The organism is Frigidibacter sp. ROC022, assembly GCF_024723735.1.
GTDB lineage: Bacteria > Pseudomonadota > Alphaproteobacteria > Rhodobacterales > Rhodobacteraceae > SLM-1.
This window is the reverse complement of sequence record NZ_JANQDU010000001.1, coordinates 91,348-112,504: the sequence shown is the minus strand read 5'-3', so window position 1 is coordinate 112,504 and position 21,157 is coordinate 91,348. Positions and strand designations below refer to the sequence as shown.

The 21,157-nt window shown below is 61.6% G+C and carries 21 protein-coding genes; 12 read left to right on the top strand and 9 right to left on the bottom strand.

Annotation, left to right across the window (positions count from 1 at the left end; translation table 11 throughout):
• The first annotated feature begins 8 nt into the window (after positions 1-8).
• The 4 genes from NUW50_RS00535 to NUW50_RS00520 are packed head-to-tail and all read left to right on the top strand — an operon-like array spanning position 9 to position 4,341.
• A complete protein-coding gene (locus NUW50_RS00535) occupies positions 9-1,472 on the top strand; it encodes an ATP-binding cassette domain-containing protein (protein WP_258287097.1) in 1,464 nt (487 codons plus the stop codon).
• On the top strand, positions 1,469-2,446 hold the full coding sequence (locus tag NUW50_RS00530) for an ABC transporter permease (RefSeq protein WP_258287096.1): 978 nt from the start codon (positions 1,469-1,471) through the stop codon (positions 2,444-2,446). Before NUW50_RS00535 ends, NUW50_RS00530 begins: the two co-directional genes overlap by 4 nt.
• Entirely contained in the window at positions 2,443-3,453 is a 1,011-nt protein-coding gene (locus NUW50_RS00525) for an ABC transporter permease (protein WP_258287095.1), read from the top strand. Before NUW50_RS00530 ends, NUW50_RS00525 begins: the two co-directional genes overlap by 4 nt.
• 60 nt (positions 3,454-3,513) lie before the next feature.
• On the top strand, positions 3,514-4,341 hold the full coding sequence (locus NUW50_RS00520; protein ID WP_258287094.1) for a phosphogluconate dehydrogenase C-terminal domain-containing protein: 828 nt from the start codon (positions 3,514-3,516) through the stop codon (positions 4,339-4,341).
• On the opposite strand, the gene NUW50_RS00515 is transcribed toward NUW50_RS00520, so the two are convergent.
• The 8 genes from NUW50_RS00515 to NUW50_RS00480 form a co-directional block, all read right to left on the bottom strand.
• A complete protein-coding gene (locus NUW50_RS00515; RefSeq protein ID WP_258287093.1) occupies positions 4,334-5,059 on the bottom strand; it encodes a transcriptional regulator NanR in 726 nt (241 codons plus the stop codon). The genes NUW50_RS00520 and NUW50_RS00515 overlap by 8 nt on opposite strands.
• Before the next feature lie 174 nt (positions 5,060-5,233).
• On the bottom strand, positions 5,234-5,851 hold the full coding sequence (locus NUW50_RS00510) for a hypothetical protein (protein WP_258287092.1): 618 nt from the start codon (positions 5,849-5,851) through the stop codon (positions 5,234-5,236).
• A 9-nt stretch (positions 5,852-5,860) separates the two neighbouring features.
• Entirely contained in the window at positions 5,861-6,553 is a 693-nt protein-coding gene (locus NUW50_RS00505) for a hypothetical protein (RefSeq protein ID WP_258287091.1), read from the bottom strand.
• Positions 6,486-7,526, bottom strand: a complete 1,041-nt coding sequence (locus NUW50_RS00500; RefSeq protein WP_258287090.1) for a carbohydrate kinase family protein — start codon at positions 7,524-7,526, stop codon at positions 6,486-6,488. Before NUW50_RS00500 ends, NUW50_RS00505 begins: the two co-directional genes overlap by 68 nt.
• A gap of 58 nt (positions 7,527-7,584) precedes the next feature.
• On the bottom strand, positions 7,585-8,634 hold the full coding sequence (locus tag NUW50_RS00495; RefSeq protein WP_258287089.1) for an ABC transporter ATP-binding protein: 1,050 nt from the start codon (positions 8,632-8,634) through the stop codon (positions 7,585-7,587).
• A gap of 5 nt (positions 8,635-8,639) precedes the next feature.
• Positions 8,640-9,485 carry a carbohydrate ABC transporter permease gene (locus NUW50_RS00490; RefSeq protein ID WP_258287088.1) on the bottom strand — a complete coding sequence of 282 codons (846 nt, stop codon included), beginning with the start codon at positions 9,483-9,485 and terminating at the stop codon, positions 8,640-8,642.
• A 3-nt stretch (positions 9,486-9,488) separates the two neighbouring features.
• Positions 9,489-10,433, bottom strand: coding sequence for a carbohydrate ABC transporter permease (locus tag NUW50_RS00485; protein WP_258287087.1), 945 nt, complete (start codon positions 10,431-10,433; stop codon positions 9,489-9,491).
• 41 nt (positions 10,434-10,474) lie between these two features.
• The gene (locus NUW50_RS00480) at positions 10,475-12,028 is read right to left on the bottom strand and encodes an ABC transporter substrate-binding protein (protein ID WP_258287086.1); all 1,554 of its coding nucleotides are present in this window, start codon (positions 12,026-12,028) and stop codon (positions 10,475-10,477) included.
• A 244-nt stretch (positions 12,029-12,272) separates the two neighbouring features.
• Between NUW50_RS00480 and NUW50_RS00475 the strand changes: the two genes are divergently transcribed.
• The 8 genes from NUW50_RS00475 to NUW50_RS00440 are packed head-to-tail and all read left to right on the top strand — an operon-like array spanning position 12,273 to position 20,232.
• Positions 12,273-13,604, top strand: a complete 1,332-nt coding sequence (locus tag NUW50_RS00475; protein WP_258287085.1) for an NAD(P)H-dependent oxidoreductase — start codon at positions 12,273-12,275, stop codon at positions 13,602-13,604.
• Positions 13,597-14,613 carry a thiamine pyrophosphate-dependent dehydrogenase E1 component subunit alpha gene (locus tag NUW50_RS00470; protein WP_258287084.1) on the top strand — a complete coding sequence of 339 codons (1,017 nt, stop codon included), beginning with the start codon at positions 13,597-13,599 and terminating at the stop codon, positions 14,611-14,613. Before NUW50_RS00475 ends, NUW50_RS00470 begins: the two co-directional genes overlap by 8 nt.
• Positions 14,610-15,620 (top strand): alpha-ketoacid dehydrogenase subunit beta, encoded by a 1,011-nt coding sequence (locus NUW50_RS00465; protein ID WP_258287083.1) that lies wholly within the window; start codon positions 14,610-14,612, stop codon positions 15,618-15,620. The genes NUW50_RS00470 and NUW50_RS00465 overlap by 4 nt, the downstream gene beginning before the upstream one ends.
• Positions 15,620-16,930 carry an acetoin dehydrogenase dihydrolipoyllysine-residue acetyltransferase subunit gene (locus NUW50_RS00460; RefSeq protein ID WP_258287082.1) on the top strand — a complete coding sequence of 437 codons (1,311 nt, stop codon included), beginning with the start codon at positions 15,620-15,622 and terminating at the stop codon, positions 16,928-16,930. The genes NUW50_RS00465 and NUW50_RS00460 overlap by 1 nt, the downstream gene beginning before the upstream one ends.
• Before the next feature lie 35 nt (positions 16,931-16,965).
• Positions 16,966-17,958, top strand: coding sequence for a sugar-binding transcriptional regulator (locus NUW50_RS00455; RefSeq protein ID WP_258287081.1), 993 nt, complete (start codon positions 16,966-16,968; stop codon positions 17,956-17,958).
• On the top strand, positions 17,958-18,269 hold the full coding sequence (locus NUW50_RS00450; protein ID WP_258287080.1) for a hypothetical protein: 312 nt from the start codon (positions 17,958-17,960) through the stop codon (positions 18,267-18,269). Before NUW50_RS00455 ends, NUW50_RS00450 begins: the two co-directional genes overlap by 1 nt.
• A gap of 59 nt (positions 18,270-18,328) precedes the next feature.
• Positions 18,329-19,003, top strand: a complete 675-nt coding sequence (locus NUW50_RS00445; RefSeq protein WP_258287079.1) for a hypothetical protein — start codon at positions 18,329-18,331, stop codon at positions 19,001-19,003.
• Positions 19,004-19,014: 11 nt separating this feature from the next.
• Positions 19,015-20,232 carry an HAD family hydrolase gene (locus NUW50_RS00440; RefSeq protein WP_258287078.1) on the top strand — a complete coding sequence of 406 codons (1,218 nt, stop codon included), beginning with the start codon at positions 19,015-19,017 and terminating at the stop codon, positions 20,230-20,232.
• A 160-nt stretch (positions 20,233-20,392) separates the two neighbouring features.
• On the opposite strand, the gene surE is transcribed toward NUW50_RS00440, so the two are convergent.
• On the bottom strand, positions 20,393-21,151 hold the full coding sequence (gene surE, locus NUW50_RS00435; RefSeq protein ID WP_258287077.1) for a 5'/3'-nucleotidase SurE: 759 nt from the start codon (positions 21,149-21,151) through the stop codon (positions 20,393-20,395).
• Positions 21,152-21,157 lie beyond the last annotated feature (6 nt).

Below are 21,157 nucleotides of genomic sequence, written 5' to 3'. Positions count from 1 at the left end.
TGCATCCCATGCAGACCGACCTCACGCACGGCGCGCCAGTTGCTTCGGCGCGCAATGTCTCCAAGCGGTATGGCGCCACGCAGGCCCTGGCCGCAGTGAGCCTTGATGTCTTTCCCGGAGAGGTGCTCGGGATCGTCGGTCACAACGGCGCAGGCAAGAGCACGCTGATGCGCGTGCTCAGCGGCATGGAGCGTATCGACGACGGCACGCTCAGCATATGCGGCAGATCCGATCCGGACCGGCACGGGTATCCGGGCGTGCGGATGTCCTTTCAGGAAGGCTCTCTCGCTGCGGAACTCTGTGTCTTCGAAAACGTGTTTCTGTCCAGCAGACAGGATATCGACGCGAAGCGCTGGCGTACCATGGCATCGCGAATGGTCGAAACGCGGCTGACGGAAATCTTCCCCGATCACGGAATCGATCCGTCGGATTACGTGGACGACCTGACCCTGTCGGAACGGCAGATGGTCGAGATTGCGCGCGCCAGCCTGTCCGAGGACCTGGCGCTTCTGATCCTCGACGAGCCTACGGAGTCGCTCGGCGGCAAGGATGTCGAGACTTTCTACGATTATGTCCGCGCCCTGTGCCGCTCCGGCAAGGCCATCATCCTGGTCTCGCACCGCCTGACCGAGGTCCTCGCTGTCAGCGACCGGATCGGGGTGATGAAAGAAGGCAGGATCGTCTCGATGCACAAGGCGCGGAACGAGAGCGAGACCAGCCTGCTGCGCGCGATGGGCGGCGAAGTATTGCAAGAGACCAAGCGCGCCGGCAACGCGGCGGCGACAAAGGAGATGCGGCCCATCGTGCTCGAGGTGCCGATGCAGACCGTCGAGGGCGCACCCACCCGGATCACCGCGCGGAAGGGCGAGATTGTCGGGCTGGCCGGGATTGCAGGGCAAGGGCAGGAGCAGGTTCTCGACCGGCTCTGGCGCCGAAACCGCGATGTGCGGATCGAAGGCGGGCTGGCCTATGTCCCCGGCGATCGCCAGAAGTCAGGGATTCTGCCGATCTGGAGCGTTGCGCGGAACCTGTCGATCAGCGCCATGGCGGGGCTGAGCCGGTTCGGGGTGCGGCAAATGGCGGCCGAGACCGCGCTGGTGACCGATTGGGTCGCACGGCTATCGGTGCGCGGTGGCGCCGAGGCACCGATCACCTCGCTCTCGGGCGGCAACCAGCAAAAGGTCATCGTCGCGCGCGCCTTCTGCTCGGATGCAGAGACGATCCTGCTCGATGATCCTTTCCGCGGCGTCGATATCCACACGAAGGCAGAACTCTATCAGATGATAAAGGCAGAGGCGGAAGCGGGTCGGTCCATCATCTGGTACTCGAGCGAGAACGCCGAAATGCAGCATTGCGATCGAGCCTATGTGCTGCGCCGGGGCCTGGTCGCGGGCGAACTCGCGGGGGCCGAGATCTCCGACGAGCACATTATCGGGCTTTCCTTTGCCGAAGCGCGGGAATCCACGACATGACATCGCAAACCACGCGGACAAACCTGTTCGGCATCACCTTTCCCAAGGGAAGGGTCCGCCGGTTGCTTCCGGCCCTGCTGACACTTGTCGCCCTTGTGCTGATCCTGCTGATCTGCGGCACGCTGCAGCCTCGGATCTGGTCGCAGATCGGCTTTACGCTGATCTTCTCGCCGATCGTCGCACTGGCCATCGCCTCCATGGCGCAGATGGTGATGATGAGCATCGGCGACATCGATCTGGGGGTCGGATTCTTTGTCGGCATGGTGACAACGATTGCCGCCACGCTGCTCCGTGACACGCCCGTCTTCGGCGCGCTCGCCCTCATCGGGTCGGTTCTGGCCTATGCGGCGCTCGGTGCGATCGTGCAATTGCGCGGCGTGCCCTCGCTCATTGCCACGCTGGGAGCATCCTTCATCTGGCTGGGGATCGGCATGGTCATCCTGCCGGTGCCCGGCGGCACGGCGCCGGGCTGGCTGTCTGCCTACGTCTTCTGGACCCCGCCCTTCGGCATTCCGGTTCCGCTGGTCACCATGGCGGTCGCGACCGCGATCACGTGGTGGATGATGCAACGCAGTGGCCTGGGGGTACGGTTCCGGACGCTCGGCAGCAACCCGGCTGCGCTGGCACGCGCGGGCGGGTCCCTTGTGGTCACGCGTATGCTTGCCTACGGCGTCGTGGGATGCCTGGGCGTCGCGGCCGGGCTGGCGCTGACGGGCGAAATCGGCGGCGGGGATGTGAATGCGGTGCCAGGCTACACGCTGACGACGGTTGCAGCGGTGATCCTGGGCGGCGGCATGTTCACCGGAGGGCGCGCCGTCGCCTGGGGGACCCTGGCTGGCGCGGTCACTCTGGGACTGCTGACCGTGCTGCTCACCCTGCTCAACCTGTCGTCCAATCTGCAACCAGCTGTCCAGGGCGGTATCGTGATCGCGGTCCTGGCCGGGCGGCTCCTTGTCGAACGGGTGGCCCGATGAACCTGCGCGCGCTAAACGGCATGCCGCCCTGGGCGTGGTCCTTCCTGGCCGCCGTGCTTGTGCTGATCCTGACATACGGGATTTCCGGTCAGGGAGACGGACAGACCATCACGCTTGCCTTGACCGTTGCGCCATATCTGGTGCTGGTCGGACTGGGCCAGATGCTGGTGATGACCGCAGGCCCGGGCAACATCGACGTGTCGGTTGCAAAGGTGTTCTCCCTGGGGGGCCTGCTGTCGATCGCCGTAGCTGAATCGACCGGCTCCTGGCTCCTGGGCCTTGGGGCAGCCTGCGGTGTGGGGCTGTGCATGGCGAGCATATCGGTGATCGCGATCCTCCTGGTCCGCATACCGCCAATCGTGGCAACACTGGCAACCAGCCTGATTGCCTCGGCCATTTCGTTGACACTGGCGCAAGGGTTCCAGGGCTCGGCCCATCCCGACTTGCGCGCCTTCCTGAACTGGAGCCCGCTTGGCGTGCCCGCCTTTGCGGTCGTCGTGGCGGCCTTCACCCTCGCGGTGTCGTGGATACTCGCCCGCACCGTGTGGGGGGCGCAGCTGCTGGCCTTCGGTCAAGCCCGGCGCGCCGCGCAATTTGCGGGAATCCGCGCCACCCGAATACTGGTGGTCGTCTACCTCGTCTCGGGCATCCTGGCTGCGCTGGCCGGGGCCCTGCGCGCATCTTTCTCGGCGCCGAATGTCGAATTGGGAAATGATTATCTGCTCGATTCCATAGCGGTGGTGGTGATTGGCGGCACGTTGATGTCGGGCGGACGCGCCGTGCCTCTCGGGGTCTGGGGCGGCGCGTTGTTCTTTATCCTGCTGGACGGGCTCCTGAACCTGATCGGATGGAGCTATGCCGGCCAGAATATCCTGAAGGGCTTTCTGGTGCTCACGGTTCTGTTCCTGGCCAATGGTGCCCCATTGATCGCGCCGAGCGCCGCATCAGCCACGCGCAAGCAACCCCTCTCGCCGGAAACGGAACCGGACGAAGCACCTCATGAATAGCGGGAGATCGGGGCACGCGCCCTGCCCGCACCAACATACTGGCAAGCAAGGAAACTGGACATGACAAACATCGCCCTTTTTGGTGCAGGCGGCAAAATGGGATACCGCCTCGCCCTCAATTTGCAGGGCACGCGATTTGAGGTCGACCATGTAGAGATCAATCCGGCCGGAATCGACCGCCTGAAGACGAACCTGGGCATCGAGACTGTTCCGTCGTCGGAAGCCCTTTCGCGCGCGGAAGTGGTGATCCTGGCTGTCCCCGACACGCATATCGGGCAGGTGATGGGCCAGATCCATGAATCGCTGCCCGCGGGCACGATGGTCGTGGCACTGGACGCCGCCGCACCCTTTGCGGGCCATTTGCCGGATCGCCCGGATCTGACCTATTTCGTGACCCATCCATGTCACCCGCCGATATTCAACGACGAGACCGAACTGGAGGCGAAGCGGGACTTTTTCGGTGGACTCAAGGCGCGGCAGCATATCGTCAGCGCGCTGATGCAGGGCCCGGAGGAGGACTACGCCAAGGGCGAGGAAATCGCCAAGGTGATCTGGGCGCCGGTGATGCGGTCCCATCGGGTGACGGTCGAGCAGATGGCGCTGCTGGAGCCTGGCCTGTCCGAGACGGTCTGCGCCTCCCTGCTTGTCGCTATGCGCGAGGCCATGGACGAGGTCGTCCGACGCGGCGTGAACGAGGTCACGGCGCGGGATTTCCTGCTCGGGCACATGAATGTACTTGCGTCCGTCATTTTCGAAGAAACCCCGGGCGTGTTTTCGGACGCGTGCAACAAGGCGATCGAGTTCGGCAAACCGGCCCTGATGCGGGATGACTGGAAACGCGTCTTCGAGCCTCAGGAAATCGCCGACAGTATTCGGCGGATCACCTAGGCTCGGCCTGCCCGGCAGGGTTCTGATAGAGATTCCGGGATCGCTCGAGATGTCGGACCATCACCTCTTCGGCGCCCGGCGCATCCTGCCGGGCGATACGGTCGATGATCTCTTCATGCTCGACCAGCGTGATGTTCTCCTTCCCGGACCAGATCAGCAGCTCTGTATGGTATTCTTCCAGCCAGCTCAGCATGGCCTCGCTCACGGCGACAAAGATCGGATTGCTGGAAATCTGCGCGATATTCATGTGAAAGCGCATGTCGGCATGGATGAAGGCCTTGGAGTCACCAAGGGCGGCCTGCTGGGCTCTCAGCGCCGAACGAAGACGTTCCACGTCCGCGGGCGTCGCACGGATGGCCGCTTCACGCACGATGCCCCGTTCGAAAAAGACACGCGCGCTCTTGAGATGTTCCAGCGAGTCCCCGGACAAGGCGAGCATCAGCTTCGCCGTGGTATCGACCTGCCTGATGATGGACTGAGCGTTCAGTTCAAGAACCTTGGCGCGCTCCCCATGTGAAATCGAGACAAGACCCTTGCCTTCCATCGCCTGCATGGCTTCGCGAATGGCCGGCCGACCAACCTGGAACCGGTCCATGAGAGCGCGTTCCGAGGGCATGACATCACCCGGCTGCAACTCGCCCGACATGATCATGTCCTCGAGGCGCTGGAGGACTTCATGGGAGAGCTTGCGGCGCTTGATGGGCTCGGATTGGTTCATTGCAAAGTCGCCTCCGGGACGAATTCTTGTCATGTCATCATACTAGTGCCCAAACGCATGGAGCGTCAAAGCCACGGCATCACGTTGGCAGCAAAGGCGACCCTTGGCAGAAGCGACGAAACCATTCAGCCCGTCTCAGGCCAGTTTTGTCGACAACGCCCGGGTAACCGCTGCTCAGTGGGCGCCGTCGATGGTTGGTGTGGGATAGAAGCGTGAGGCGATCTCGGACAGCTTTCCTGAACGAAAGAGCTCGGGCATGGTCCATTCGGGCTCGTCTCCCGCGAAGAGATCGAGGAAAGCGATGGCCAGTGACGGATCCTGTTCCACGTTCTCGCGGAAGCTCCACCATGTGCGGATTTCGTCCATGGTGGGGCTGTTGTGCTGCTCGTGATGAAAATCGTTCTTAAGCACGGTCCCGCGCACATTCAGGCAATAGGTTACGTAAAGGTAGCCTTCGGGCCAGAAATAGGCAGGGTTCGACCGGTCCGCGCCTTCGGCGCACGATTGCAGGGTAACAGGCTTGCGCGTGATCAGGGTGCGCAGCATCAGCCCCGCGGCAAATCCGACATAGGCCTGCTTGTCATCGGCAGAGACCGGTTTCTGGGCCTCGAACGCGCGCAGCCACTCGGCGAAGACGGCCGCAAGCGCAGCGCGGTCCAGAGTAAAGCGGTTGTTGGTCTCGGCCTCGGTCTCTTCAAGTTGCGTCTCGAATGCGCGCACGAACCAGCGCAGACGCTGGGCAGACTTATGCACCAGCTCTTGGTCGGCGGATCTCGTCAGAGGAAGGCTCATGGCATGCTACTATAGATGATCCGAGGCCCGGGCGAGATAGGCCGAGAGCGTTGTCTCGCCGCGCATGGCCTCAAGCGCATCGTCGCGGGTGGCCAACACCAGCGCCGCCGCAAGATCTACAAGGCGGTCTTCCTCATCAAGACTGTCGCAGCGCTCTGACAGCAGCCAGACCGTGATGGCCAGTAGCGACAGAGATATCTCGGCCTTTTCCTCGGCGCCGAGAGGGATGAAGAGCCCCGGCGCGGCCCCGATGGCGCCGCCGTCGAGCACCCGCCGAACCAGCTGCGCCGCGTGATCCGCAGGCGTCGCCACGCCCTTGGGCAATTGGGCAAGCTGCGCCGTCAAGAGGGTTTCGCTCAGCAGATGGTGGTGCGTCTTACCATCGGGAGCATGGCTCAGGTGGTGCCAAGCGCGGCCGATCACAGTGGCACAGGTCGCGGCGGCAGCCGGGTCTTGCGCGAGACCCTGAACAACACGTCCAGCCAGCGCAATCTGCTCTAGGCTGACCGGCGTCATCACCAGGCGCTTCCCTGTCGAACGGATCGACTGGAAGGCAGTCGATAGCTCGTCGCGCAGTAGCTTGGGCAACATCCGTGCGGCCGGTTCGAGTGCCTGATGTGTGCCGTCCGCGAGACTAGCTGCCCCGCGGAACATGTCGCGCAGAGGCATCTTCGGGTCGGGAAGGAATGGCGTCGGTTTCATCATGGCGTCCTGTGGTGATGTCGTCATCATAGCCTCGAAGAGGGGCGGTCTCCATGAATTTCAGTGTCTCTTCAAGCGAGGTTACCCCGGCCTGCGATCCCAGACCCGTGGCGTTCAGCGCCGACGTGGCCTGAGCAATGCGAATGCAATCGGTCAGGCTCCGCCCCAAATGCAATCCGGTCGCGAATCCCGCGTTGAAGCAGTCACCGCAGCCACATGAACAGACCATGTCTATAGCATAGGCGGGCAGATCTATGCGGGTGCCATCCTGGCCACGATACATGGCACCGTTCGGCCCAAGTGTCAGGATAACCGCCCCGGTGCCCTGGTCCAGCAGAAAACTGGCAATGTCTTCGAGATCGGTCAGGCCAGAGAGGGCTGCGGCTTCTTCTTCGGACGGCATGAAGTAGTCCGTGTGAGGCAAAAGCGGCTGCACGCGCGCGAAGTCCTCGGGCTTGGAGGCGAAGACGTCAAGTGTTGTGGTTATGCCGCGTTTGCTGGCTTCGGCCATGATTTCGGCATTGCGGCCGCGATCCATGGCATCCATCAGGCCAACGCCGCCAACGTGCAGAATACGGGTATCGAGCACGCGGTCCACCTGCGCATCATCGACATAGAAGGCCCCTGTGGCGCCCAGCTTGTGCAGCGCAGGGCGCTGGCCGTCCGGACGGGTTGTGACAATACTTGACGAGGTGGCGACGCCGTCGCAACGCTGCATCATTTCAGTGTCGACGCCGAAATCGGCAAAACGGCGTAGCACCCAATCCCCCATGAGGTCGTTGCCGACCCCGCCGACCGCTTGCACCGAAAGCCCATGCTTGGCGGCGACAACGGCCGCAGACCCGGCGGCCCCCGAAATCGCAATGGCGAAATCCTCGACGAAAGTCGTGCTGCCGTCTGGCGAGAGGGCACTGACCGGGCGGCAGAGCGCATCAAAGGTGTGGAACCCAAGGGCCGTGTAGTCGAACGTCATGATGTCTCCTCCTGCGTCTTTCTCCTGCAGTTCCACCTCTGTACGGGGACCACCTGGGTCAGCTTAGCCTCTGCCCGGTGGCTGTGTCGAAGAGATGAATCCGCGACGGATCGAAAGCGACTGTCTCGGGTTTGTTGAGCGGGGCGCGGTAGTCTCGGTCGGCTTTGACTTCTACGAGTTTCTCACCAGCTTTGAGTGTCAGGTAGGTTATGTCGCCAGTGGGCTCAACACCATAGACCGTGCCCGACAGGTGGGACGACATGCCTGCGACGGTACAATCCTCGGGGCGTACACCCAGCGTAACAGCGCCGGAATGGCGGGTGGGCAGGTTTCCAACTTCGATTCCCGGCGCACGAAAGGTGCCGCCCTCAAGCGCGCCTTCGACCAGATTCATGGGCGGAGACCCGATGAAGCCGGCCACGAAGGTGTTGGCCGGATCGTTGTAGATCTGGTCCGGCGTGCCGATCTGCTGAATCGCCCCCTTGTCCATGATCACGATGCGGTCGGCGAGGGTCATCGCCTCAATCTGGTCATGTGTCACATAGACGGTGGTGATCTTCAGTTCGCGCTGTATGTGTTTGATCTGCACCCGCATGGCCTGCCGCAATTTCGCGTCAAGGTTCGACAGAGGTTCGTCCATCAGGAAGACCTGCGGCTGGCGCACGATCGCGCGGGCCAGCGCCGCCCGCTGCCGCTGACCTCCCGAGAGCGCCCCCGGCTTGCGATCGAGGTAGTCGGTCAGCTCCACGAGTTCGGCCGCGCGTCTCACCTTGCCCTCGTGCTGGTCGCGCGGCACACCACGCATACGCAGCGGGAAGCGGATATTCTCGTAGATGGTCATGTTGGGGTACAGCGCGTAACCCTGAAAGACCATGGCCACGTCGCGGTCACGCGCGTCTATGTCGTTCATCACCTCGCCATCCATCACGATGCGCCCCTCGGAAGGATCCTCTAGGCCGGCGATCATCCGCATGGTAGTGGTCTTGCCGCAGCCCGACGGGCCAAGGAAAACGACGAACTCCTCGTCGGCGATCTCGATATTGACATCGCGCACCCCTATTATGGGGCCCCAGCTTTTCTGGATTTCGGTCAGTTCGATACGTGCCATTGTCGTTACCCTTTCACCGCGCCCATTGTCAGCCCGCGCGACAGGTGCTTCTGGATGGCGACAACCACCAGAAAGACCGGCACGAAGGCTAGGAAGGCGACAAGTGCAATTGCGTTGTAGATGACCCCGTCAGACCCGCCGGTGAAATTCGATAGGGCGACAGACATGGTGTAGGCGTCCGGGGTCGAGGCAATGAGAAGTGTGAACAGGAACTCGTTGATCGCGAAGATCATGGCAATCACCGACGCCGTGATGATCCCCGGAAGGACGGCGGGGATGATGATTTCCCACAGAATGCGGATCTCGCCCGCTCCGTCAGTCTTGGCGGCGTCCTCGAGTTCCTTGGGGATGTCCAGCATGTAACTGCGGATAATCCAGGTGACGAAGCTCAGGTTGATCGCGGCGTAGATCAGCATCAGTGCCCAGATCGTGTCGAGCAGCCCGAGATTGCGGAACAGAAAGAAGATCGGCACGGCAACGATGGCCGGGGCCATCATCCGGGTGGACAGGATATAAAAGCCGATGTCATCGCGGCCCCTGTAGCGGAAGCGTGCCAACGAATAGGCCGCCGGGATTGCCAACACCAAGTCAATGATCACAGACCCGATGATTGCCGCGACCGAGTTGCGCAGATAGGCCGCCATCGGCCAGTCGTCCCAGATCATATGCCAGGCATCAAGAGAGAAGCTGGGGATGTAGATCGGCTGCGGCGTAATGATTTCGATCCGCGGGCGCAACCCGATGGATAGAAACCACAGCACGGGTGCGAGGCAGAACAATGCCCATCCACCAAGGATCAGGTAACGAAGCGTCAGGCTCTCGCCCTTGGATCTTTTCCGTTGGGATGCCATGGGTCAGCTCCTCGACGACACGAATGCGCGCTTCACGACAAGCTGCGCGACGAGAATGGTAATGATCAGCATGATCACCGACGCAGCCGAGGCATAGCCGAAATTGAAGAATTTGAAGCCGGTGCGATAGATGAAATAGCTGATCGTCTCAGTGCCAAAGGCAGGACCACCCTTGGTGATGATGAAGACGTTGGTGAACATCGTGGTGATGTCGATCGCCCGCAAAATCAGCGCTACGGCGATGATCGGTTTCATCATTGGCAGCGAGATATTCCAGAAGATCGCGTACCACGATGCGCCGTCCAACCTGGCGGCCTCTTCGACTTCTTCATCCTGCCCCTGAAGGCCAGCAACGAAGATGATGAACAGAAAAGGTGTCCATTGCCACACGTCGGCAAGAATCAAGATCACCCTGCTCATCCAGATAGATGACTGGAAGGCGATGTTTCCATCCACCAGCCCCAGTTTCATCAGAATGTCTGCGAACACTCGGCCATCAAGGAAGAACAGCTTGTAGATGAAGGCCACCGCCGAGGGCATGAACAGCATAGGAATAAGGAAGATGATCCTCCAGCCCTTCACCCAGGGATCCCGGTACGCGTAGAACGCCAGCGCCAGCGCCAGCACGCATTGCAACACCAAGCTGATCGAGCCGATAACAAGCGTGTTCCAGAGAGCCCCCCAGAACTGGTAGTCGGTGAGCAGCTTCTCGTAATTTCCCAAGCCGATCGGCCGCCACGGACCAAACTTCACCTGGTGGAAGCTCTGGATGATCGCGTAGACCCCCGGATAGAGCGTTATCAGCAGCAGGTAGAGAACCGCAGGCGCCACCAGCAAGTATGGCAAGGCGGCCTTCAGACGCTTGCTGCGGCGCTTGAAAGCGGGTCGCGCCGAATTGCCCGGGGCGGCTGTCGCCGCCCCGGACGCCGGCAGGGAGGAGTTGCTCATGATGAGCTCCTTTGCACTGTCCTTGGCCCAAAAGTATGCCCTCAGAAGGGCAGGTCGCGTCCTTCGCCGACGTAGAGGCCGGGCAGTACAGAGGCATATTCGACCGGGTCAGCGCCTTGATAGAACCCGTTCGAAGCCATGATGTCGCGCACCGCTGCTGCAGCGTTGTCGAGCGCTTCCTTGCCAGAGATCTGGCCGACCACGGCGCGGTTGATCTCGTTGCCAATCGCCTGCTCAATGGGGAAAGCGCCGGGAATGCGCGGGGCGCACCAGGCGTGCTCGAGGCTTTCGCCCCAGACCTTCGCAGGTTGCGACACTGCTTGCAGGTTGGGATTCCGAAGCACGGACTTATACCCCGGAGCCACGCCGTTGGCGTTGGCCTCGTTCATCGCCATGATCGACGCGGTGGTCAGAAATGCCAGCATCAGGAACGCCCCTTCCGGGTTTTGCGCCGACGCCGCCACGCAGGAGGTCGACCCCGCGACGTTAGGCGGTGCGAACCGGCCATTTGATATCCGCGGCTCGTAGATGGTGACGAAATCGCCTACGATCTGGCTCTGGTCTGGGCGCATGGCCTGGGTGCCGCTGTCCTGCCAGCTGATGTTGGTTGCGACCTGCCCGCCTAGCCAGCCCGCGCGGTTTTCCGACCAGCCGGATCCCGCAAAACCTTCGTTGGCGTTCTTGGACAAGGCCATGATGATATCCATGCCCTTTTGGCCGGCGTCGCCATTGAAGATCGGCTCCCAGTTTTCGTCGAAGAGCATCATACCTGCCTGCGCCGAGATATGTTCCCAAGTATAGGTCGACCACATGCCGGGCGCGCACATCAGGCCCACGCCCGATACGCCAGGTTCGATATTGTTCAACTCGCCGGATAGGCGGATCAGTTCGTCATAAGTCGGCACCGATTGTGCAAGGTCGATAGGGCCACCAAGAACTTGCTCGACATAGCTCTTGCGCAGGTGGACCATCTGCACGTCGCAGTCGAAGGGGATGCCGTACATTTCGCCGTTGAAGTAGCCGTAGTTGAGCCGGTAGGTGTCGTAGAAATCATCCAGCGGCAGGTTCCATTTGTCGGCAAAGTCCTGAAGCGGATGGAGGAAGCCCGGCGCAGCGAAATCGCCAATCCACGGCGAAAAGAACTGAAGCGCGTCAAAGGCGGCATTTCCCGAGATGAATTCAGCCAGCGCCTTGTCATAGAAACTGTCATCAGGAATCGGCACCAACTCGACCTTGATGCCCGAGAGTTGCTCGAACGGGACCAGCCCGTCGGCAGCTGATTCCGCATCTGCGGCACCGACCGCAAAGCGCACCGTTGTGCCCGCAAGCTGCGCGCGAACCTCTTCCCAATCGACGGTGCGAATCCAGTCCTTGGAATTGTCCCAGATCGGCCTGTCGTCGGACATGCCGTAAAGGTCCTGATAGTCCTGGCGTACGTATTTTGCGATCGAGATTTCGTTCAGGATGCTCTGCGGGTCCGGCAAAGACCCTTGGGCCAGGCCGCGCCCTGTCCAGCCCGCGCTTGCCGCAATGATGCCGCAGGCCGATGAGCTCTTCATGAACGAGCGCCGTGAGAGATTTCCGCTGATATCCATCGAGTATCCTCCCTTGATGGTCGTGTACTGGCCTCTCCCCCGTGCCCCTCCCGGGCAGGGCCCTGAGGCCGCGTGAACAAAATCATACACAAGACCATAATTGTTCTGCTTCGCGACGCAGGTCAACAAAAAACATGTATATGTCTTTGTCCGACCGGCATCGCGCCAGAACATTATGATTGACATAATAGCAAAAGTTCACTCACATTAGGCGCAAGCTAAGACGCCGGAGGAGGGTACCAATATGGCTTCGAATATCGCATTGACGGGGCTGGCCAAGGATCTAGCTGCCCGCAGTGCCGCCGGAAAACCGGTTCGCATCGGGCTTATCGGATCCGGAGAAATGGGCACCGACATCGTGACCCGCGCCGCCATGATGGATGGCGTGGACGTCGCCGCCATCTCGGAGTTGCGGACCCCCAATGCCCACAAGGCGGTCGAAATCGCCTATCGCGGCGACGGGCACAGCCGTGATGCCCTTACCTCCGACGAAATCAACGCGACCATTGAAGACGGCAAGGTGGCAATCACCGACAATGCCGACGCAATCCTCAACTCGGGGCTGATTGACGTAGTGATTGACGCCACCGGCATCCCAGCCGTTGGCGCGGAAATAGGCTTGCGCGCCATGGAGCACGGCAAGCACCTGGTCATGATGAACGTCGAGGCGGACATCACTATCGGCGCCTACCTTCGACGCGAAGCGGAACGTCTTGGCGTGGTCTACAGCCTCGGCGCGGGCGACGAACCGTCTTCCTGCATGGAACTCATCGAGTTTGTGTCTGCCATGGGCCACAAGGTCGTATGCGCGGGCAAGGGCAAGAACAACCCGCTCAACATCGACGCCACCCCAGACCTCTACTTGGACGAAGCCACGCGCCGGAACATGAACGCGCGCCTGCTGGTGGAATTCGTCGACGGCTCCAAGACAGCTGTGGAAATGACCGCCATCGGCAACGCCACCGGCCTCATCCCCGACGTAGATGGCATGCACGGCCCTGCCGCAGGCCCCAAGGAACTTGCCAAGGTGCTGATCCCCGAAAAGGACGGCGGGCTGCTTTCGGGCATCGGCCGGGTTGATTTTTCGATCGGCAAAGGTGTGAGCCCGGGAGTCTTCTGCATCGTCGAGGCGGAACACCCCCGCGTCCACGAGCGGATGAAGGATCTCAAGATGGGCGACGGCCCCTACTACGAGTTCATACGCCCCTATCACCTGACATCGCTGGAAGTACCACTGACCTGCGCCCGCGCGGTGCTCTACGGCAAGGCAGACATGGTGCCGCTGGACAAGCCCGTGGTCGAGGCCTGCGCACTGGCAAAGAAGGACCTCGCCCCCGGAGACACGCTGGACCAGATCGGGGAATACACCTACCGCGCCTGGGCGATGGAAGTCGGGCGCGCGCAGGAAGCACAGGCGCTGCCTGCAGGCATGCTGACTGGTGCGGTCGTCACCTCACCGATCCGCAAGGGCCAGCTCATCACTGCGCACAACGCGCGTCTGCCAAATTCCCGGTTGCTCGAAATGCGCAAGCGTCAGGACAAAATGATCTACGGCAAGGACCTGCTCGATGCCTGAGACGCCTCAGAATACCAACCTTCCGTATGCCATCCGCGCGTACAGCCCCGAACGGCTGCGCGAGGCCCTCAAGAAGATGTACCTTGTACGCAAATTCGAAGAAGGCGCCGAAGACAGCTATATGCGGGGGCTTATCCACGGAACCATGCATCTTAGCATCGGGCAAGAGGCTTCGGCCATCGGCTCGACCATGGCACTGACCGACGAGGACAAGATTACCTCGACCCACCGTGGCCACGGCCATTGCGTCGGCAAGGGTGCAGACCTTGGCAAGATGTTTGCCGAGTTCTTTGGCAAGGAAACCGGCTATTGCAAGGGCCGCGGTGGCTCGATGCACATCGCCGATCCCTCCAAGGGCAACCTTGGTGCCAACGGTATCGTTGGCGGCGGGCTGCCGATCGCCGTGGGTGCTGCGCTGTCGGCCAAACGACTGGGCACCGGCGCGGTTACGATCTGCTTCTTCGGAGACGGCGCGAACAACGAAGGCGCCTTTCACGAAGCTCTGAACATGGCGTCAATCTGGAAGCTGCCCGTGGTTTTCGTGTGCGAGAACAACAAATACGGCATGTCAACTTCTACCGAACGCTCCACTGCAGTAAAGAACATCGCCGAGCGGGCAGCGGCCTATTCGATGCCCGGCGTCACTGTCGATGGCAACGACTTCTCGGCAGTCACCGAAGCCGTGGACGCTGCCGTGGAACGCGCCCGTGCGGGAGACGGGCCCAGCTTGGTCGAGAACCTCACCTACCGCTGGCGCGGGCATTCCAAGTCTGACCGCAACCGCTACCGGACCAAGGAAGAGATCAACGAATGGATGGGCCGCGATCCCATCCCCGCAATGGCCAAGCTGCTGATGGAGCATCATATCATTACCGAAGACGGCGTGGCTGCCATCGAGGCCGAGGCAGAGAAAATCATCAAAGACGCCATAGAGTTTGCCACCAACGGCCCCGACCCGAAGGTCGAAGCAGTGACCCGCGACGTCTACACCACGGAGGCCACCGCATGAACGCCCAGAACGAGCCCGAGATTCGCGAATTGTCCTATGCCGAGGCTATCCGCGAAGCGATGGACATCGCTCTTGAGGCCGACCCGTCGGTGCTGCTTATGGGCGAAGACATCGGTGTCTACGGCGGCGCCTTTCAGGTGACCGGTGATCTCGTCGAGAAATACGGCACCGACCGGGTGATGGACACGCCCATTTCCGAGCTCGGCGGCGCCGGTGTGGCGGTGGGGGCCGCGTTGACCGGTCTCAAGCCGATCTTCGAATTCCAGTTCTCGGATTTTGCCGCGCTGGCAATGGAACAGATCGTCAATCAGGCCGCAAAGGTCCGCTTCATGCTGGGTGGGTCGGTGTCGGTACCGCTGGTCATGCGTTTTCCGGCCGGGTCCGGCACAGGCGCAGCCGCGCAGCATTCGCAAAGCATCGAGGCTTGGCTCGGCCACGTGCCCGGCCTGAAGGTCGTGCAGCCAAGCACGCCAGAGGATGCCAAAGGCTTGCTGCTTGCAGCGGTCGCGGATCCCGATCCGGTGATGATTTTCGAACACAAGCTCCTCTACAAGATGAAGGGCCAGGTGCCCGGAGGTCATTACACCACCCCCATCGGCAAGGCCGCGATCCGGAGGGTCGGCAAGGATGTGACCATCGTCGCCACCTCGATCATGGTACACAAAGCAATGGAGGCGGCCGAACAGCTAAGGGCAGACGACATTGATGCCGAAGTCATCGATCTGCGCACCGTGCGCCCGATGGACCGCGACACCGTGCTTTCCTCGGTTCGCAAAACCGGGCGGCTGATTTGTGTCTATGAAGGGGTGAAGACCCTTGGTGTGGGGGCCGAGATTTCGGCAATGGTCGCGGAAAGCGATGCGTTCGACTTCCTCGACGCGCCGATCGTGCGGTTGGGCGGCGCGGAGTGCCCGATCCCCTACAATCCCGAGTTGGAAAAGGCGGTTGTACCGCAGATGCCGGATATCCTTGCGGCGGCACGTGATATTGTGAAGGGGCGTGTTTGATGCCCGTCGAAGTCATTATGCCCAAGGTCGACATGGACATGGCGAGTGGCAAGATCATGTGCTGGCATGTCGCTGTTGGGAACCGAGTGGAAAAGGGCGATCCGCTCTTTGATATTGAAACCGACAAGGCCGCGATGGAGGTCGAAGCCCCCGCCAGCGGCATACTGCACCACGCCGCTCCCGAGGGCGCCGAAATTCCCATCGGCAAGGCGGTCGCCTGGCTGTATGCGGAAGGCGAAGACGTGGGAGAGCAACCCAGTTCTTTCGCCTCGGTCGGCGAACCGACGGCGGGCCCCCTGCCCGATCCAGAGGCAGCGCCGGAAGCGCTGTCCACCGATGCCGACCCCGAGCCGGAAACCGAACGCGAGATGGCCTTTGCTGATGGCGCGGGCGAAGGCATCCGTGCCACACCAGCCGCTCGCAGGCTTGCCCGAGATGAGGGCGTGCCCCTCGCCAGCCTGCACGGCACCGGCCCGCGCGGCCGGGTGCAAGCTTTCGACGTGCGCGAATATCTTAAGGGCCTCACCACACCATCGGCCCCCGCGACCTTCCGCCCGGAAACCGGCCCGCTGGTTGTCACCCGCAGCAAGGGCGGCAAGGGCACGCCGATCCTGATGATCCACGGATTCGCCAACGACACGACCTCCTGGGCCCCGCTGGAACCGTCCCTGCGGCACCGGCCGCTCATCCGCATACATCTGCCGGGCCATGGCAGGTCACCGAAACTGCGTATCCGAGATTTCGCCATGTTGGCAAGAGAGGTTCGCCAGGCCTTCGATGCGCTTCAGCTCGACAGGGCACACCTGTTGGGCCACAGTCTTGGCGGTGCGCTTTGTATCGCTCTAGCCGACACTCGCGAACGGCAGCTAGCTTCGCTCAACCTCATCGCGCCCGCGGGACTTGGTCCACAGATCAACGGCGAGGCGTTGAGTGGTATCTGCAAGGCGACACGGACCGAAAGCCTGAAGCCCTGGTTGCGCAGCCTCGTAGCCAATGAAGACCTCATCACAGACGCATACGCGCGCTTGGCGATGCAGTCCCGCAGTGACGCCAACCTGCGCGCCGCGCAGGCGGCCATGGCGGACGTGCTGTTCCCGGACGGGGTGCAGGCGTTTGATCTGCGCGCTGCGCTGGAGCGGATCCGGACACCGACCCGCATCCTGTGGGGCAAGGCCGACGCCATCATTCCCTGGAAGCACGCCCTGAGGGCGCCGGGGCGTATGGCGCTTCACCTGTTTGACGGGGTCGGCCACATGCCGCAATTCGAAGCGGCAGAGGAGGTTGGAAATATCCTCCGGTCTCATGTATGAGGCAGAGCCCATGAGCCACGGCGAAAGGCGGCACGATGCCCGACACATCCAGACCGAGCGATCCCGGCAACCGTGACAAGGCGTCCGATCCGAACAGCCAGATCCGGGTCCGGGCGGCCTGGCTTTATTATATCGAGGGGATGACCCAATCGGATGTGGCCAAGTCTCTTGGTGTCAACCGCATCATGATTACCCGCCTGCTGTCCGAGGCCAAGCGCCGCGGCGAGGTAGTGATCCGCATTCAATCGGATCTCGCCCCGATTGCCGCCATGCAAAAGCAGCTTGAAGATCAGTTTGGACTGAAACAGGCCATCGTCGCCCCCTTTTCCGACCCCGCAGGCGATCCGACCCGGGTCATTGCCTATGCCGCCGGCACCTATGTGTCTGGCATCATGCGATCGAACATCACGGTGGGCGTGGGCTGGGGACGTACGCTGCACGCCATGCTGCCCTTTATCGAGGGCCGATCGCTCGAAGGCGTGCGGGTGGTGTCTCTCCTTGGTGGGATCGCACAGGCGCGGCGTTTCAACCCGGCGGAATTCGCCTGGCAGTTTGCCGAACTTTTCGATGCCGAAGGCTACCTGATCTCTGCACCGGCTATTGTCGATTCCCCCCAGACGCGACACGCTCTGCTGGAACATTGCGGGTTGGATCAAATCCTCGAGATGGCCGAAAACTGCGACGTGGCGCTTATCTCCTGCGGCGGTATATCGTCGCTGACAACGTCATATCGGCTTGGCCACGTGACCGAAGCCGAACGACAGTCGATGATCGAAGCCGGGGCGATCGGCGATGTACTGTACAATTTCATCGACGCAGAAGGCGAGCCGGTCAAAAACCCGGTAAACGACCGCGCCATTTCGATGTCGATGGCACGCCTCAAGCGGGTGCGCGAAAAGGTGCTGATTTCGGGCGGTTCGGAAAAGGTCGGCACCATGCTGGCAACATTGAAATCGCTGAGGCCATCGGTCTTGATCACGGACGAGATGACCGGCGCCAGCCTGTTGGAGGCCGTCGACAATCCGTGATGACGGCCTGCAAAGGCTGCGTCGCGTGGCACTTCGAAGACATCGGCCATCGCGTCGCGGGCGCGCTCGCTCAGCCCGCCGAAACCAGCGATGAAAGCGCCACGACCAAGCAGATCGTCAACTGGTCCGGCCCGATTGTTGTTCCGGGCCCATTCCAGCGCCTCGCGCCTGCAATGAAGTCTGCTGGCCAGCGCACGGTCGGCATCGAGCTGAGGCAATTTCTGCAACGCCGGGCGTACGCCATTGAAGCCGGGCCCGATCCCGGCGAATATGGCGCAAAGCTTGACCGAACCCCAAATCTCGAACATTAGTATGCTAGGGAAACGATTGTTCGTCGACTTGCAGAACGACAAGCACAGAGAGTTCGATAATGTCGGGTGCCTTGCCTCTCAAAGACCTCCTGCGCGGCCTGCGCTCTGGCATGACGGCCGGGCGGGTAGCCATTGATCCCCTGAGCCGGGAGTTGCACGGTCCCTTGCGCGGCGTGGTAGATGGTCTCGATATCATAGCATCGCGGCTCGAGGCAACGACATCCCGTTTGGCGCACAGCATTTTCGATGAAGGTGAAACCTTGCAGAAGGGCCATTTCTGGACCCTTCAGGCTCTGGCAACGCATCCGAGCGGGCCGACGGTCTTTGCCCAGTTGGCCTATGGCGTCCTCGGCGCCGCTTACAAGAGATTTTCGGACCGACCCGTATTGGTCAGCGAAACCCTTGCCGCGCAGACCTTTCAAACGGCAATGGCGGCGACATACCAGGACAGAACGGAACTGCCCGCCGAGATGCTCCTCCAACTCAAGAGCGCAAGGGTCATTCGTTACGCTCCCTTTGCCCTGCCCTCCGCTCCGAAAGACCGTTCTGCCATCCTGGCCTACACCGCATTTGTGATCCTGTTGTGCATAGACCGCGACGCCGAGAGCGAACACACTGATCTTCTGGACCTATGTTGTGACACCGCTCCGCTGATCGTGCGGAAATTCGGTTTCCATCCCGACGAACGGTCCGCCATACGCACCGCCATCGCGGATTGCGCGCGGTTGATTTGAGAGGTTTGCCCATGACACTCCCCGCCCCCCAACTTCTCACTGCACCAGACACACAAGTCAGACGTGCGGTTCGGCGTTTGCGGTGGTTCCGCCGGGCCTTCCTTGAACAGATTGCTGTTGTCTCCGAGGACAGCGGCATTGCCTTCGATGTCGACACCATTCGCCTGGCAGAAGCCTTCGTCGAATGGAGCGCTGCGTTCGAAAGCAGAAAGCCAACCGCGCAGCACGACAAGCGCCGCTATGTCGATCATGTCTCAGGGCTGATGCTGGATCGTTTGTTGCGCAAGGCGCCGCTCTCTGCACGGCACCACGAAAACGTCGAGAACCCCGATAGCGCTGCCCAGTTCTGGCCGGAAGGCTATGCTTGCGTGGTCTTCTGCCTGAACGTGCGCGCCGCGGTTCTTGCCCAGGATTTCGGTGAAACGGTCGAAGACGCGCCTCAGATGAACAACCTCCGCGACTGGATGAGCTTTCGCGATAGCGTAGCCGAACGACCTGAAATCGCCATAAGCTACCTGCAGCACTTTGCGGGGCTTGAACCAGACTGGCAGTTCCCTGACCTGTTTCGGACCTCGCCCCGCACGCCCCAGCCACAGCTGACACTGGTGCACCCGTCGGAACGCCACACCGGGCCAGCACCACGGCAATCATTACCGGCTGATTTCGCCATGGCAGTGTTCGATCTGGATGCGATTTCCAACAGCCGTGAACTGGTGGCCGAGGCACTGACGCATGTCCTTGGTCTGTACGGGTACGCTCTTACGGATGACCTGATCGACCAACCGCTCGCCGCTTCAATGACATATGTGGCCATGCGGAGTGGACAGCTATGCCCCCGCGGCTTCATCGACCATTTCCGCAACGCCATCGCGAAAATTTTCGCGGATCAGCTACAGCTTGCACCCTCGGCACGTGCAACTCTTGCAAGGCTCACCACCCAGGGGGTCAAGGTCCTGATTGCTGTCAACGACGACAAGGCATCCGGGCCCGACCTGGCGAAACTGCTCGATATCGATGGTTTGGCCGAACTGTGCGGCACGGTGGAGCCGGAACAGGTGGACAAGAAGGACAAGACATCGCTCTGGGTAAGCACGGATAGTACCCGACTGCAATCGGCTGAACGCTGCGGGTTCCACGCCCTGGGCATCAAGGTGCCTGCGAGGCGCATGCCCGAATACCCCGGCGAAACCATCGCGTCATTGTCGGACTTCCCGTTCCCGTCCCGCTGATCGGCCCCGGGACGTATCTGAGCACTGCCGCAGGGCGCGCCAGGCATGAACTGGGTCGCGTATATCCCGCTCCCCGCGAGGAATTGACGGCGGCTCGACGCCGCCATGACTTGCCCCCCCCTCAGGGCATCACCAACCCTCGTGTATTTTGTCAGTCCGCCTACCCCTTTCGCGAAAGGGACGCCAACCCGTCAAGAAACTCTTTTGGCAATACCGACTCTCCAGCCCATTTTAGGCGATTGATGGCTGCGCATCCATCCGCCATCACGGAGTTCTCGTCGCCCGGTGTCGAACTGTCCTGCCGACCGCGCGGCACCATGATCTCTGTCACATCACCGTCTTCGTTCAAGACGACGCTGGAGACCCCGACCTTGTCGCGTCCGATACGGGCGGTGCGCAGGGGCGCTGGCAAACGGCATGGCAGGTTGATCGAAAGCCATTCCCCCTCGGCCACCCAATCAGCCCGCCGCCTCCAGAGCACCTCAATCATCTCGGCCAAATGGTCCGCATCACTCTCAGCGGTCTCGGCGTTCTTCACCCGGGAAAAGGCAATCGCGGGAATGCCCCAGAACGTCGCCTCGCGCGCCACGCCGAGCGTGCCCGAATAGGCAAGATCCTCACCCACGTTGCGCCCATCATTGACACCTGAAAGAACCAGATCCGGGCGTTTGTCATCCTTGAACAGCCAGGTCATTGCCGTAAGCACGCAATCGGCAGGCGTCCCGGAACAGGAATACCGCTGCTCTGCCAAACGAGTCATCGTGAGCGGGCGAGCGATGGTCAGCGAGTTTCCAGCCGCCGTACGTTTGGCGGAGGGTGCGACGACCCAGATATCATCGCTTAACCTGCGCGCGGCCTTCTCAAGCAGAGCCAGGCCAGGCGCATCTATCCCGTCGTCATTCGCAATCAAGATTTTCATGATGTT